This window comes from Gracilibacillus orientalis (assembly GCF_900114645.1).
GTDB classification, from domain to species: domain Bacteria; phylum Bacillota; class Bacilli; order Bacillales; family Amphibacillaceae; genus Gracilibacillus; species Gracilibacillus orientalis.
Genome location: NZ_FOTR01000004.1, coordinates 278323 through 293014, shown reverse-complemented (window position 1 = coordinate 293014; position 14692 = coordinate 278323). Strand labels below are relative to the sequence as shown.

Annotated in this window: 17 protein-coding genes; all 17 read right to left on the bottom strand. The window is 36.2% G+C overall.

Translation table 11 applies throughout. From position 1 onward, the window contains the following. Positions 1 to 29: 29 nt before the first annotated feature. Positions 30 to 707, bottom strand: a complete 678-nt coding sequence (locus BM121_RS09845) for a zinc metallopeptidase (RefSeq protein ID WP_091483465.1) — start codon at positions 705 to 707, stop codon at positions 30 to 32. 76 nt (positions 708 to 783) lie between these two features. After that, complete coding sequence (locus tag BM121_RS09840) at positions 784 to 1500, bottom strand: sporulation protein YpjB (RefSeq protein ID WP_175495383.1); 717 nt, start codon at positions 1498 to 1500, stop codon at positions 784 to 786. An 84-nt stretch (positions 1501 to 1584) separates the two neighbouring features. Then, complete coding sequence (lhaT, locus tag BM121_RS09835) at positions 1585 to 2169, bottom strand: lipoprotein heptaprenylglyceryl N-acetyltransferase LhaT (RefSeq protein WP_175495382.1); 585 nt, start codon at positions 2167 to 2169, stop codon at positions 1585 to 1587. Positions 2170 to 2309: 140 nt separating this feature from the next. Then, positions 2310 to 3107 (bottom strand): menaquinol-cytochrome c reductase cytochrome b/c subunit, encoded by a 798-nt coding sequence (locus BM121_RS09830; RefSeq protein WP_091483462.1) that lies wholly within the window; start codon positions 3105 to 3107, stop codon positions 2310 to 2312. 27 nt (positions 3108 to 3134) lie between these two features. Next, positions 3135 to 3809 carry a menaquinol-cytochrome c reductase cytochrome b subunit gene (gene qcrB, locus BM121_RS09825; RefSeq protein WP_091483461.1) on the bottom strand — a complete coding sequence of 225 codons (675 nt, stop codon included), beginning with the start codon at positions 3807 to 3809 and terminating at the stop codon, positions 3135 to 3137. A 3-nt stretch (positions 3810 to 3812) separates the two neighbouring features. Beyond that, positions 3813 to 4334, bottom strand: coding sequence for a QcrA and Rieske domain-containing protein (locus BM121_RS09820; protein ID WP_091483460.1), 522 nt, complete (start codon positions 4332 to 4334; stop codon positions 3813 to 3815). A 142-nt stretch (positions 4335 to 4476) separates the two neighbouring features. Beyond that, positions 4477 to 4935: a DUF2487 family protein gene (locus tag BM121_RS09815; RefSeq protein WP_091483459.1), complete on the bottom strand. Its 459-nt coding sequence runs from the start codon at positions 4933 to 4935 to the stop codon at positions 4477 to 4479. Between the two features lie 123 nt (positions 4936 to 5058). Then, positions 5059 to 5619, bottom strand: a complete 561-nt coding sequence (locus BM121_RS09810) for a ReoY family proteolytic degradation factor (protein ID WP_091483458.1) — start codon at positions 5617 to 5619, stop codon at positions 5059 to 5061. Positions 5620 to 5637: 18 nt separating this feature from the next. Then, the gene (locus BM121_RS09805) at positions 5638 to 6909 is read right to left on the bottom strand and encodes a tetratricopeptide repeat protein (RefSeq protein WP_091483457.1); all 1272 of its coding nucleotides are present in this window, start codon (positions 6907 to 6909) and stop codon (positions 5638 to 5640) included. A 291-nt stretch (positions 6910 to 7200) separates the two neighbouring features. Further along, positions 7201 to 8493: a 3-phosphoshikimate 1-carboxyvinyltransferase gene (gene aroA, locus BM121_RS09800; RefSeq protein ID WP_091483456.1), complete on the bottom strand. Its 1293-nt coding sequence runs from the start codon at positions 8491 to 8493 to the stop codon at positions 7201 to 7203. A gap of 12 nt (positions 8494 to 8505) precedes the next feature. Then, the gene (locus tag BM121_RS09795; RefSeq protein WP_175495381.1) at positions 8506 to 9606 is read right to left on the bottom strand and encodes a prephenate dehydrogenase; all 1101 of its coding nucleotides are present in this window, start codon (positions 9604 to 9606) and stop codon (positions 8506 to 8508) included. Positions 9607 to 9620: 14 nt separating this feature from the next. Beyond that, complete coding sequence (gene hisC / locus BM121_RS09790; protein ID WP_091483454.1) at positions 9621 to 10709, bottom strand: histidinol-phosphate transaminase; 1089 nt, start codon at positions 10707 to 10709, stop codon at positions 9621 to 9623. 23 nt (positions 10710 to 10732) lie between these two features. Continuing rightward, a complete protein-coding gene (gene aroH, locus BM121_RS09785; RefSeq protein WP_091483453.1) occupies positions 10733 to 11104 on the bottom strand; it encodes a chorismate mutase in 372 nt (123 codons plus the stop codon). After that, positions 11104 to 12180: a 3-dehydroquinate synthase gene (gene aroB / locus BM121_RS09780; RefSeq protein WP_091483452.1), complete on the bottom strand. Its 1077-nt coding sequence runs from the start codon at positions 12178 to 12180 to the stop codon at positions 11104 to 11106. Before aroB ends, aroH begins: the two co-directional genes overlap by 1 nt. Beyond that, entirely contained in the window at positions 12180 to 13346 is a 1167-nt protein-coding gene (aroC, locus tag BM121_RS09775; RefSeq protein WP_091483451.1) for a chorismate synthase, read from the bottom strand. The genes aroB and aroC overlap by 1 nt, the downstream gene beginning before the upstream one ends. An 88-nt stretch (positions 13347 to 13434) precedes the next feature. After that, a complete protein-coding gene (locus BM121_RS09770) occupies positions 13435 to 14205 on the bottom strand; it encodes a CheR family methyltransferase (protein WP_091483450.1) in 771 nt (256 codons plus the stop codon). A 35-nt stretch (positions 14206 to 14240) separates the two neighbouring features. Continuing rightward, complete coding sequence (gene ndk, locus BM121_RS09765; protein ID WP_091483449.1) at positions 14241 to 14690, bottom strand: nucleoside-diphosphate kinase; 450 nt, start codon at positions 14688 to 14690, stop codon at positions 14241 to 14243. Positions 14691 to 14692 lie beyond the last annotated feature (2 nt).

The window sequence follows — 14692 nt, the reverse complement described above, 5'->3', positions numbered from 1 at the left end:
TACACATCTGCCTTTCATCATATTTAATATTATTCATTATTTGCAAGTAAAAACATCGAAGCAAACCGAATTAACTCTGCTACTGCTACTAGTGCTGCTGCAACATAAGTTAATGCAGCTGCGTTTAACACTTTTTTCGTTTGTCGTTCTTCGTTGTTGCGGATAATACCGGAAGAAACGAGTTGACTCATTGCACGGTTGGAAGCGTTGAATTCTACTGGTAAAGTCACAAGCTGGAACAGAACTGCAAATGACATGAAAACAACCCCAATAAGTACTAGGTTCATTGCGCTTAGTAGAATACCGGCAATGATGAAAATAAACGACATTTTATCCGCCAGTCCCGCGACTGGCACAAGAGTGTGACGAAAACGCAAGAATGCATATGATTCTGCATCTTGAATAGCGTGACCTACTTCATGCGCAGCAATTGCTGTTGCAGCTGCAGAATAACCATGATAGTTATCACTGGATAAACGAACGATCTTTTTACGTGGATCATAATGATCCGACAGCTTACCTTTCGTCTCTTCTATTGATACATGGTACAAGCCATTATTATCTAAGATCTTTCTTGCGACTTGTGCACCTGTTATCATGTTAGAATTCATTACTTGTGCATATTTTTTATAGGTTTTTTTTACTTTTGATTGTGCTAACATTGGGACTAGAATTAATAAAGCGAGATAAACTATATATCCTAACATCTTCATTCCTCCATCATAAATACATCTCACTAACGTCAATTTTAGTCAAAAAACGACAAAGTGTCAATTAAAATGATTACGTAGTTTCTCCCCTGTATTTTGCCCAGGCAACATAAGATAAACTCAGGAAAATAAAACCGAATACAATAAATATAAGCCACTTCGTATAATGGGCATTTGCATTATTCAGTGTGTCAATATTAAGCTTAGATATTTGTGCAAAGGTTTCTTCTAATTCGATTTCATTATACGACTGATGATTATTCGCCAGGACACTTACTGACTGCTGATAATCTTGGAATTGTTCATCATTTAAATGTAATTTAACAACTGGGGATATTGCTTTCACATAGTAAACAATTTCATCCATTTCATGTTGACTTACTTTTTTCTGATCTAATAATTTGTTCATCTTATTATCTAATTCATACTTCCAGGATGTCCATAGTGGAGCATTATCAGAGGTCATAGCATCCCATAAAATCATGGTTTGTTGGGCTGCTAATGATTTTTCAGAATCTGTTGTTTGCTCATCTCGAAGTACACTTAGACATTTATCAAGGTATTCTCTCATTATCGGTTCGTATGTACCCTTTTCTTCTGCAACTCTCTGTATAATGGCCATTTGATTATTTTCGATGATTTGGACGGCTACATCATAACGTTGTTCTTGTACTAGTCGTTCAAAGGTATACATATAATGATCATTACTTTGAGCAGAGAGGTCGGATGGATAAAAAGCTTGTATTATTATTAAGATGAAAAAAAATGAAAACATATATATAATTCGCACAACTACCCCTTCTTCCATCTTTCTTTTTAAAAATGTATGAAAGATCGGTCGCAGTTATGCATTCGATTATAACCTGTTGGAAATTTAGGTAATAGTATATTTCAAGTTCTTCTTGACAGATATATGATAGACAATAAAAATAGTAATGATCGATAGCCAAAAAGTAAAATAGCCAATATGTTGCTGATAATCAGATAAACTGCCATAAACAGGCATCATATCATAGACATAATCGATCAGTTCATTATGTAACAACCAAATGGCTGCGATTGCTAAATGACTCAATTTAAATTTATAAAGTGGGGCATACAGAAATGCTTGAACCGCCATTGCACCATGAGAAGCGATTAGCATATAGCCTTGCCAACTTAAATCTCCACTAATGTAAAGCGTTAAAAGATTCATCACGACAGCCCATATCCCATATTTTACAAGCGTAGTAAATGCTAAGGCCTCGATTATTGGGACATGTTTTCCCCTTAAGATAAAAAATAAAAATAATGTGAAGAACAGACTAGCTGTTGGACTATCAGGTACAAAAGGGAGAAAATAAACAGGTGCATCTACTAATTGGTTGCCATACCAAAAGTAGCCGTAAATAGTACCAACTAAATTCACAATAAATAAAAGCGCAATAAAATACGGGTGGAACAATAACTTTTGTAACATTATACATTTCCCCTTGCTATCACCATTTAAAGTGCAAAATGACCTGTTGGATCTGCTAGTAGTAAATTCATCGTTCCAACAACTCTATTAGCACCCTATTAAAAACCCCCCGCCCATGTAGTACGAGCGAGGGTAATGGTTTATTCTTCTTCTGCAGCTTGTTCATTTACTGAAACAATAAAGTCAGCAAGCTGTTGTAATTCTTCTTCTGTTCCTTGGAATTGATCTGCAGGCATCTGACCGACACCATTAACTGCAATATCTTTAATTTCATCAACACCATGTTCCATTCCAATCAAACCTGGAGCTGCTCCTCCACCAGTCAAATCTCCACCGTGGCAATTAATACAGCTGTTCTCTTCATACAGAGCATAACCGGGATCAGACTCATCTATTTCAACAGTTGGTTGATCATCCGGCAACTCTGGTTTGTTGTTTTCTGCTTTTTCTTCCCAGTCAACGTGGGCTGATGCTTCATAAGTTAACCAGAATACAGCAATAAAACTAAGAATCATTAAACCAGTAGCAATTGGACGTTTATGTGGACGACGCTCTTTTCCTCTGTCTAGAAACGGCGCTAAGAGAAGTCCACCAAATGCTAGTCCAGGAATAACAATTGCACCTAATACAAAGAACTGCGCACTTGCAAATTTATACTTTAATAATTGATATAGAAATAAGAAATACCAGTCTGGTAATGGTAAATAACTAGTATCAGTTGGATCGGCCATTTTCTCTAATGGTGCAGGGTGTGCAATGGTTAAACATAAAAAACCTATTATAAATACTGCCCCTACTAACCACTCTTTTAACAAGTAATTTGGCCAAAATGCTTCTGTTCTACCAGGAAATTCTGAATAATCTTTCGGAATAAACTTTTTCTTGTCAGCCGTAACTCGTGAGTCGCCGACAAACTTCATCCCTTTTCCTCGTTTCACTGCTATCCCTCCTTTGTTAGCTCTAGTTTATAGCGGACCGGAAATCCCTTGCTTACGGATCATGATAAAGTGAATACCCATCAACACGAATAGTGCTGCTGGTAAGAAGAACACGTGAATCGCAAAGAATCTAGCTAATGTTTGGGCGCCTACAATAGATGGATCTCCATTAAGTAATGTTTTAGTCATTTCCCCAATAACAGGTACACCTTCTGCAATTTCAAGTGTTACTACTGTAGCAAAATATGCTTTATTGTCCCATGGTAATAAGTAACCCGTTAATCCTAGTGCAAGCATAACAAAGAATAGAAGGACACCTACCATCCAGTTAAGCTCACGTGGTTTCTTATAAGCACCTTGAAAGAAAACACGTAAAGTATGTAAAAATAACATCACAATAACTACACTTGCACCCCAGTGGTGCATACCTCTTACAATTTGCCCATGTGCTACTTCTGTTTGTAGATAATAAACAGACCGCCATGCATTTTCAATATCAGGTACGTAATACATCGTTAAAAACATCCCTGATAAAATTTGAATGACTGTTACAAAGAATGTTAAGCCACCAAAACAATATACAAACGCAGAAAAATGATGTGCAGGGTTAACATGCTCTGGCACTTCGTGATCTGCAATGTCTCGCCAGAGTGGAGTTATGTCCACACGATCATCAATCCAGTCATAGATCTTCTGTAGCATCTATTAAGCGCCTCCTTCCTGAACTGTATTTTCAACAATATTTCCTAGATGTAATGTTCCGTCTTTCACTTCGTATTCAAATAAGTCTAATGCCGCATTTGGTGGTGTGTCCGGGACATTTAAACCACTTTTGTAATAACGACCTTCGTGACATGGACAGAAGAATTCTTCAGGATAATCAGGGTTTGAAGCCCAACTCACCGCACAGCCTAAGTGTTTACATGTCGGTGATAACGCTACAATCTCATCATTTTCATCTTTATAAACCCAAGCACTTTTTGTGACGTCTGATGTGTACCAAGCATCGACTTGATTTACAGTCCAGTCAAATCGTTGAGGCTCCGTTGTGATTTCTGATACATCAACAACAGCATGCATTTCACTTCCACTAGTAGCTTCTAAAACTGGATCAATAGCAAAACGTACCATTGGTGCAAGCATACTAGCAGCCATAAAACCGCCAACCCCTGTTAATGAATAATTTAGAAACTGACGACGGGACACTGGTTGTTTTTTCTCTGACATTATTTACCCCCCTCTACACATATTCCGACTTCATGGATTATAAACTCTTATATATTACTAGGACATTACTATGATAGCGCAAACTATGGCTATGGTCAATAAAATCTAATTTATAATATCTATTTTCTATTAAGAACAACTCTTACCAATAGCTTCTGATTAGCTCGCTAATTTGAAGTACTTGTTCGTTTACCCATTTCTTAGCATGGTCCGATTGATAATCTTCAATAGTAGTTGCAGTCAGCCATATCAAATTACTATCGAGGAGACGTTCGTGTTTTTTCCAGTTCACATCATAAGTAAGTAAAAATATATGTTTAAAATGATTGTTGGAAAACATGCTTGTCCACTGTTTTAGAATGGCACTCTCGCTCTCATAATCTGTGCTACGTATGTATGTATAAGCTGGACTTAGCATTATTCTACCCGTATAATTTCTTTCTAATTCATCTAATATGATCTGCAAAGAAGTATTTTGATCAGCTAATTTTGTTGCCTCTGATTCTGTTTGTAAATCAAGGGGTACTAGTGGTATACACAGCGTATCAACATATTCTTTTGATTGAAAAAATAATTCCAGATCTTTCTTTTTCCACCGCATCTATTATCCTCCCTATTACATTTACTAGAACATGAAAAACTTGACGAGATGTCAAGTTGACAATAATTCACAAAAAGAAACGGAATATCCCCTTCGTAATGGGTCTCCCGTTCTACAATCTATTCACTTCTTAATAATATAGGATGCTTCCAGTTTTTTCAATTGATCAGAGTAATGTTCAAACAATTGTTGATTTTTTTGATCTAATGCCTCATTTATGTTTTGGAGTAACATGTCTTTTTTATATTCATATAACGAATATGCTAACCATTCTTCTGCCATTTTTTTATCACTTTTGGTCAAAAAGTAATCATCAGGAATAAACGGATTATCCTCCAATACTTTTATATAAGGGATACATTGTCTGGAATCTTTAAAATTAAGCTGTATATATATAGGTTCTTTAGCATGTAACCGGATATCATGAAACGATTTATCTGCATCCGTTGTTACAATATGCTTTTTATAAAACCGAAAAGCTATTTCTTTTGAACAATGCGTAGAAATAATCATCGCTCTAGGACAGAATCGTGCTTCTAACACAAAGTGAACATGTTCTAATAGTTGTTCATGGTTTAATAAATAGTTAAGAATCCAAACACTTTCCCTTTTTTTTAGTTGATAATTTCCTAAAAACCACTGAATAAATGATTTTTTATCCTCCACACGAATTGAAGTTTCCAATTTTACTTCCCCCTCCAATTAAAAGAGAGTATCATTATTTTGATCTTTCAACCTTTCGGCATATTGTTGAATATCGAAATCTGATGGTTCTAAAGCCATGAACTCTTCAAATACTTCTAAAGCTTTGCTGATCCTCCCTTCTTCTACTAGAAAATAACCATAATCTTTTAAGAAGTCGGTATCTTGCTTTATCTTATTGTATGCATTTTGGTAAGCATTTAATGCCTGTTTAAACTCTTCTTCCTCATAATAAGCTTTGGCAAGCTCCCAGTAAAAAATTCCATCTAGCGGTTCGATATCAACTTGTTCCGTTAATAGGTGTATAATTTCGGAATCATTTTCTTGTTTTTTATATGCTTCCACTAAGAATAAGAGTGCTTCTTGATATTCATTATCTAACGATATCGCTTTTATTACAAAATCAAATGCTAGTTCAGTGTTACCTATTTTTAATGCGATTCTGCCTGCTGTAAACCACATTTCTTTATTAAATGGGTCCATTTCTACCCCTTGATTGGCCGTTTTATAAGCCTCTTCAATCATACCTTCTTCTTCATATGCTTTCGCTAGATATAAATAAACAGAAGGATACTCTAACTCTTCTTCTAATAATTTTTCCCACGCTTGAATTGCTATTTCATACCGTTCGGACTTATAAGCTAAAAAACCATAACGAAAGAGCGTCTCAGGATCTTCTGTATCTAATGTTTGGTAGTGATCGAGGGATGCTTCAAAATCACCATTGAGAGCATATGCTTCTGCTAAGCGACTGGTGATGTTAACACCGGCAAATTCTTCAGTTGTTTGTCTTAGTTTTTCATAATAAATAATCGATTTATGGTATTCTCCAGAAGTAAATAATAATTCGCCTAACGCAAAATCAATTATCGCTTCTTCCGGGGCTATATTTTTTGCTGTTATTAGTTTTCTCTCTGCTACTTCGAATAATCCTTGTGCCTGGTAAAGATCTGCAAGCTGTACTAATGCTTGAAGGTAATTCTCATCACCAAGTTCTATTTCATTTAACAGTTCAATTGCTCGCTCGTCTTTATTATCATCAATCATGATATCCGATAATAATAATTTCGTTTCACTGTTATGTGGTTCTATAACTAGAATATCTTCTAATAGTTCTTCCGCCAAATCATGATTCCCTAATTCTATAAATATATGCGAAATCTCTAGTTTGGTATCTATGTCAGCTGAAATTGCCGTTTCATTAAGCAATGTTAAGGCTTCTTTAACTTCTCCAGCATGGATCATTTCAATTGCTTGTTCAATTGTATTCAATAATTTCAACCTTTCTTTATATCGTATCCTTCTAACTATTCATCTTATCGGATAACAACCAATCGAGCAACCAAGACAATTTATAAGAACAAAAATTCATATAAATAACCTGTTCACATCAACCTTCTTTCTAAACTGCTCTGGCTAACTGATTCCAAATAGATAAAACTGACACTGCGGATAAATACTCCCTATAGAAAAAATGAAATTTCCTAGCAGTTTATGTTTTTGTGTATTCATTACTTGTAACGAAAAGATCCATGTTCATTATACTCAACATGGATCTTTTCGTTAGTTGGATATTAAGTAATGTAAATCTTCGAAAAAGGTTGGATAAGAAATGGCGATGCATTCATCATCATGTAACTCTACTTTTTCATCCGTTAGAAGAGATGCCACTGCGATCATCATTCCAATCCTGTGATCACCATATGATTCCGTTACCCCACCATGAAGCTGGGTATTTCCCTCAATAATCATACCATCCTTGGTACCAGTAATAGTCGCACCTAATTTTGATAATGTATTGACCACTGATTCTATGCGGTCGGTTTCTTTAAATCGCAATTCCTCAGCATCCTTTATCACGGTTTGACCGGTTGCTTGTGTTGCTAATAAAGCAATAACCGGTATTTCATCAATGATTCGAGGAATAATATCTCCTTCTATTACCGTGGCTTTGGGCTGAGAAGCTTGCACAGTAATATCCCCTATGGACTCCCCACCAATCGTTCTTTTTGCAACGACTTTAATGGAAACATTCATCATTTTTAATACATCAATGATACCTGTTCGTGTCGGATTAAGACCTACATTTTCAATGGTGATATGACTTCCTTTGGTAATGGCAGCAGCTACCAGGAAAAATGCTGCTGACGAAATATCACCTGGCACTTCAATATCACATCCGGTTAATTTTTTATTACCTGTTATTTTTACTGTAGTACCTTCCACATCAATATCAGCACCAAACGCTTGTAGCATATTCTCCGTGTGATCTCGCGTTTTAGTCTTTTCTTCAACAGTTGTGACCCCATCTGTTAAGAGACCTGCCAATAAAACACCTGATTTAATCTGAGCACTCTTAATAGGTGGTTTGAAATCAATTGGTGATAAATGGCCGCCTCTTACAGCAATCGGAAGTAACCGACCATTTTCTCGGCCATCAATCTTTGCACCCATTTCGCGTAAAGGATTAGCAATACGATCCATTGGTCGTTTCGATAACGAATCATCACCATATAACGTAAAGTGATATGGCAAGCCTGCTAAGATACCAATTAATAGTCGTGCGGTTGTTCCGGAGTTACCCAAATCAATCGGCTGAACCGGTTCTTCTAGTCCGTTAACCCCTTCAGATTCGATTAAGACAGTATTTTCCTCACGTTGGATAAAAACTCCCATTGATTGAAAAGCCTCGATGGTAGATAAACAATCCTCACCAGCTAAAAAGTTAGTAATCTTGGTTGTTCCTTCTGCTAAAGAACCAAACATTACTGCGCGATGAGAAATGGATTTATCTCCAGGGACAGTAATGTTACCAGTTAGCGTCTTTTTTTCAAATGCTAATACTTTTTGCGACAAGATATACCTCTCCTATTCTTCAATCACTGTATCATAGTGATTTTTCTTCAAAATAGCTTGACTTAATTCCTGATCATTTTTGTTTTGGAAACTTAACCGTAAAACACCAGTAATACCTTCTCTAATCTCCAGTATTTCAATATTGTTAATACTAATATCATGTTTAGCTAATAATTCGATAACTTTCAACATGGCACCAGGTTGGTCAAAAATATCCACATATATGTCGTAATAGGATGGAAGAGCTCCTTGTTTTCTACTATCCAAACCATCACGATATTCACGTGCTTGCTCTAAATATTGCTGGATTTGCGATTTTTCACCACTGTCAATCAATTTTTTTAATTGCTTCATTTCTTCTATCCAATCAGCCAATAATCGACTCATTTTAGATCGGTTCTGAAAGAATATATCTCTCCACATTAATGGATTACTAGAAGCGATTCTTGTTATGTCACGAAAGCCACCTGCTGCAAGCTTAGGTATGTATGGATGCTTTTTTTGCCAGTTTCTTGCCTGGTGAACAAGAGATGAAGCGATTAAGTGGGGAAAATGCGAAATGACACTTGTCATCTCATCATGTTCATCCGGTTCTAAGATTAAGAATTTACTATTAGTTGGAGTTAATAGTGCTTGTAATCGTTCTACATCCTCTTCCGTACTACTATCTGTTGGAGACAGGACATAGATTGCATTTTCAAATAAATGCTTTTTTGCAGCTTGAATGCCTTTCTTATGTGACCCTGCCATTGGGTGACCACCTATAAAAGCAATGTAAGGTGAATCAATTTCACTTGCTGCTTCCATTATTGGTCCTTTAACAGATCCTACATCTGTCACAATGATCGATTTTTCGAATATCATTTCATTTAAAATATTGATCAATTCTACCGTCACAGAAACCGGTGCAGCTAAGATACATATATCTGCCTGAGCTGCTGCCTCAGTAAAATCACTATAAACTTCGTCCACGATTTTATTCATTTTGGCATATTCAAGTGTGCTGTAATTGGAATCATATCCTATTAATCTTACTTGTTTCGTTTCTCGTATACTTAAAGCAAGCGAGCCTCCTATTAGTCCGAGACCCGCTATTAAAACCGTTTGTTTCACGATTTATTCTCCTTTTATATTGATGCTAGAAATTCTTTCATATTTGCTACTAACTCACCCATATGTTCTGTAGAACCGATGGTAATTCGTACTCCGTTTGGATGCCCCAACGCTTCACCAGAACGAACAATGAAACCTTTTTTCAATAGATACTCAAACATTGCATCACCCGAAGTCGGCAATTTCACAAAAAGGAAATTTGCTTCTGAATCATAGTAGCTTAAATTCATTTCATCACAGGCCTGCATAAATGCTTTCTTATTCTTAATGTTCTCTTGATACGTCTGTTGTAAAAAGCCTTCATCTTCAAGCGCTGTTAGAGCGGATATTTGGGAAATAGACGACGTGTTAAATGGTCCACGTGTGATATTTAAATGAGTAGTAATTTCTTCTGACGCAACACCATAACCTACACGTAAATTGGCTAGACCATATGCTTTGGAGAATGTGCGTAAAATGACTAAATTAGGATAGTCATTTAATAGTCCAATACTATCCGGGTTGTGACTGTCTTCAATATATTCATAGTACGCTTCGTCTAATACAACCATAACATCTGTTGAACATTCATTTAAAAAATTCACTAACTTATCTCGACTAATCAACGTGCCAGTAGGATTGTTAGGCGAACATAGCCATACCACTCTTGTTTGAGCATTGATAGTTTTAAGCATAGCTTCTAAGTCATGATAACCGTTGATTAAAGGTACTTCTGCAATTTCTGCACCTTGAATTACTGCGTTATGTTTATATTGAGGGAACGTTGGAGTTGCCATTACAGTATTCGTTCCTTCTTCTAGATATGTTCGACATATGATATCCACGACTTCATCAGATCCACAACCAAAAGTTAATTGTTTCTCTCCTACATGTAACGTATTGGCTAATGTTTCACGCAAAGCCGTCGCATATCCATCTGGATAAATTTCTAGATGATCGATCATCCGTGGAATAGCATCTTTTACTTTATCAGAATAGCCAAATGGATTCTCATTTGAGGCTAACTTAACTATCTTAGATAAACCATATTCTTTTTTTACTTCTTCAATTTGTTTTCCTGGTGTATATGGCGACATATTTTGAAATACTTGTTTTGCTTGCAATGACATAGCTCCTTTCAATTTACTTACTTCTTTTCTTTTAGCAAGTCAGGTCTTAGTTTAATTGCATCATTTAAATAAATATGTTCGATTTCTTTTTGAGATTTTGATGTATTTACAGTCATCATCACTCGAATGCATTTTAGTAAGCTGTCAGGAACATTAATTTCTGGCATACACATTACCGGAACGTATTTCCATCCATCGATTAAGCGTAAGGCTTTTGCCGGAAAAGTAGCTGTCAGATCAGGAGTTACTGAAATCATCACAGAAGCAATTGTTTCAGGATCCACATCATTCTTTCTAGCCATCGTTTCAATCAGCTCTTTTGTTGTTTGGACTATTTCATCTGCATCATTGTGTTTTACAGTAGTTGCTCCTCGTATTCCTCTTATCATTACGAACCCAACTCTCTCATAAAGTTTTCTAGAAGATTGGTGAGGTCTTGATCTAATATATTCTCTGTTACAGGCTCACCTATTTCTTGTAACAATACCATTTGAACAGTTGCATTCTCTGATTTTTTATCTTTTTTCATGCGTTCAACAAGTTGAGTAGTAGGTATCGATGGTAAATTTAAAGGATAATGATTATCTAACAACCAATTATACAATGCTTTGTATGGTAATTTACTACCTAACTTTTGTTCGCTTACTCTGATAGCAAATAACATGCCAATTGCAACAGCTTCACCATGAGTGATCTTCCCATAGCCAAGCTCCGATTCAATAGCATGACCTAAAGTGTGTCCAAAATTCAAATATTTCCGAATATTGGTTTCCATCTCATCTTGTTCTACAACCTTTGCTTTGACAGCGATCCCTTTCTGCAAATGGTCGGTCATCACATTTGAGTCTATCGCTTTAGTAAGGTCCACTTTCAATACATCTTCCAAATAGGCATGGTCACTTATAAAACCATGTTTGACTACTTCTGCATATCCTGATCTTTTCTCTTTATCAGGCAATGAGTGCAACGTGTCGATGTCATAAAGAACGGCTTGCGGTGGATAAAAATTACCGATTAAATTCTTACCCTCTGGATGATTTATTGCTACTTTTCCACCAACACTGCTATCGTGAGCTAAAATGGTGGTAGGAACTTGTACAAAGTCAATTCCTCTCATATAGGTAGCAGCAACAAATCCCGCTAAATCTCCAATCATTCCTCCACCAAGTGCAATAATAAGGGATTTTCGATCTAATTGATGATGAATGACATCTGTCAATAATTGATAATATTGCTCCATACTTTTGGAAGATTCTCCAGTTGGGACTACACTAACAGATACCTTTGCTTCTTCTGGTAGATTAGCTACAACTTTTGCCGTATAAAGATCGTTGACGATTGAATCCGTAATAACTAATATATTACGGTACGCTTTTGGTAAGTAATCTTTTATGTTTTCCATCATGCCTTTGCCAACAAATACATCATATTGATTTGTACTAGTTGTGATTGTCTGCTTGTGCATTAGAAACACCTTATTTCCTCACGGTACCCATCAATTGTTTCTTTTAATTTCGGAAATTGATCATTCGGGAATTGTTCTAAGATTGCTTTGGCAATTTCAAATGCAACGACATGCTCCATTACCACTGCAGCAGCCGGAACTGCACAGGAATCAGATCTTTCAATACTTGCATTAAAAGGCTCTTTCGTTTCAATATCTACACTTTGAAGTGGTTTGTATAATGTAGGAATTGGTTTCATAACCCCTTTGACGATAACAGGCATACCTGTCGTCATTCCACCCTCAAAGCCGCCTAAACGATTCGTTCTACGGTAATAACCACGCTCTTCTGACCAGAGGATTTCATCGTGTACTTCACTGCCATTTTTACGAGCTGCTTCAAATCCAATACCAAATTCAACACCTTTAAAAGCGTTAATACTTTGTACAGCCCCAGCAATACGACCATCTAATTTTCGGTCATATTGTACATACGATCCAATTCCTGCTGGCAGTCCTTCAATAGCAACTTCACAAACACCACCAATGGAATCTCCATCTTTTTTCGCTTGATCGATTGCATCCATCATTTGTTGTCCAACCGCCTCATCTAAACAGCGAACTGTAGACTCTTCGGAAATCCGGATCTTATCATCGATTGATAATTCTGGCTTTTCTTCAGCTTTAATTCCAGCAATTTCCTTTACATAACCAACAATGTTAATATCCAAATGTTTTAATAAAGTTTTAGCTACTGCTCCAGCTGCAACACGAGCAGTTGTTTCTCTCGCTGATGAACGCTCCAAAATATTACGCATATCTCGATGACCGTATTTCAGGGCCCCATTTAAATCAGCATGACCTGGACGTGGTCGAGTCACTACTCGGCGAATATTTTGGTCTTCAGATACAGGATCTTCTCCCATTACATCAATCCAGTGTTTAAAATCATCATTATGTACAACCAAAGCAATTGGAGATCCTAAGGTATAACCATGACGTACACCACCGACTACATCTACTAAATCTTTCTCTATTTGCATTCGTTTCCCTCTACCGTGACCTTTCTGACGGCGTAAAAGCGAATCATTAATGTCGTTTGGAGTAATTGGCATTCTCGCTGGTAACCCCTCGATAATTGTCGTTTGTTGTTTACCATGCGATTCACCTGCTGTTAAATATCGCATTGTTATCCCCCTCAATAATACATTTTTGTATTACTATAACACAGCATTCAAAAAATGTGTGTAGAAATTTTCTGATTTTTTATGCAATTTATTTTTTTCTATAAAAAAAAGTATCCAAAACTTCCAAATCGTATTTGTCTGGTGAAAATATCTGTTCTGTGCTTCCAACAAAAAAAACACCATCATTTGCTAATGCATCACTAAATTTATGATAAATCGTGCTTTTAGCTTCTTCCGTAAAATAGATAAGCACATTTCGACAAATAATCAAATCTACATTGGATGGATATGGATCTGCTAGTAGATTATGTTCTTTAAAGGTGATGGCTTGTTTTAGTTGTTCATCTACTTTATAGGTGTCACCTTCTTGGTGAAAATATTTCTTTTTAATATTTACTGGGACTTCTTGCAGTGCTCTGTCATTATAAATTCCTTGCTTAGCTCTAGCTAACACATTAGGATCTATATCTGTTGCCAAAATTTCGATATCTTTTAAACTCCAGAATTGATTGGCAATAATCGCTAATGTGTATGGTTCTTCACCGGTAGAACAAGCTGCACTCCAAATTTTTATTTTTCTCTTGTTTTTTTTAAACGTCGGAACTATTTTATCCTCCAGTACTCTCCATCTTACTGGATTGCGATAAAATTCAGATACATTGATCGTTACCTTATCTAAAAATTCTTGAAGTAACTGCTGATCCTTATTAATTGCTTTAAAGTAGCTATCAAATGATTCATAGCCCCGTTTATTTCGTAAAGAGGTTAAACGCCTTTTCATTTGTACTTCTTTGTACAAAGATAAGTCAAGACCGGTCTTCTTGTATATCTGATCTATAAAAGTTTGATATTCCGTCATGTCTCTTCTCCCTTAACCTAGCTGTTGAGTTGCAATTATGATAACCAGTAATCAACATTTTTTTCATAATTCTGTATTTCTTCTTTGCTAAAGTATAGATTGATTTCTCTATCCGCGCTTTCAGTTGAATCAGAACCATGAATAATATTACGATGAGTTACAATCCCGTGGTCACCTCTGATTGTACCTGCTTCAGCTTCTTGTGGGTTTGTTTTTCCTATCATTTTTCTTGAAGATTCAATGATATTTTCGCCTTGCCACACCATGGCGAATACAGGTCCGGAAGTAATAAAAGATACTAAATTATTAAAGAAAGGTTTCCCTTCATGTTCAGCATAATGTTGTTTTGCTAGAGGCTCCGAAATTGTCATAAGTTTCGCTGCAACTAATTTGAATCCTTTTCTTTCAAATCTAGTAACAATTTCACCAATCAAATTACGTTGTACTGCATCTGGTTTTATCATCAAGAATGTCTTTTCCACCATAT

Excerpts from the sequence above, each read along its gene's own strand:
- BM121_RS09845 (WP_091483465.1), bottom strand. The coding sequence starts at position 707 with ATGTTAGGATATATAGTTTATCTCGCTTTATTAATTCTAGTCCCAATG.
- lhaT (WP_175495382.1), bottom strand. The coding sequence starts at position 2,169 with ATGTTACAAAAGTTATTGTTCCACCCGTATTTTATTGCGCTTTTATTT.
- qcrB (WP_091483461.1), bottom strand. The coding sequence starts at position 3,809 with ATGCTACAGAAGATCTATGACTGGATTGATGATCGTGTGGACATAACT.
- BM121_RS09820 (WP_091483460.1), bottom strand. The coding sequence starts at position 4,334 with ATGTCAGAGAAAAAACAACCAGTGTCCCGTCGTCAGTTTCTAAATTAT.
- BM121_RS09815 (WP_091483459.1), bottom strand. The coding sequence starts at position 4,935 with ATGCGGTGGAAAAAGAAAGATCTGGAATTATTTTTTCAATCAAAAGAA.
- aroH (WP_091483453.1), bottom strand. The coding sequence starts at position 11,104 with ATGATAAGAGGAATACGAGGAGCAACTACTGTAAAACACAATGATGCA.
- aroB (WP_091483452.1), bottom strand. The coding sequence starts at position 12,180 with ATGCACAAGCAGACAATCACAACTAGTACAAATCAATATGATGTATTT.
- aroC (WP_091483451.1), bottom strand. The coding sequence starts at position 13,346 with ATGCGATATTTAACAGCAGGTGAATCGCATGGTAAACAACAAACGACA.
- BM121_RS09770 (WP_091483450.1), bottom strand. The coding sequence starts at position 14,205 with ATGACGGAATATCAAACTTTTATAGATCAGATATACAAGAAGACCGGT.
- ndk (WP_091483449.1), bottom strand. The coding sequence starts at position 14,690 with ATGGTGGAAAAGACATTCTTGATGATAAAACCAGATGCAGTACAACGT.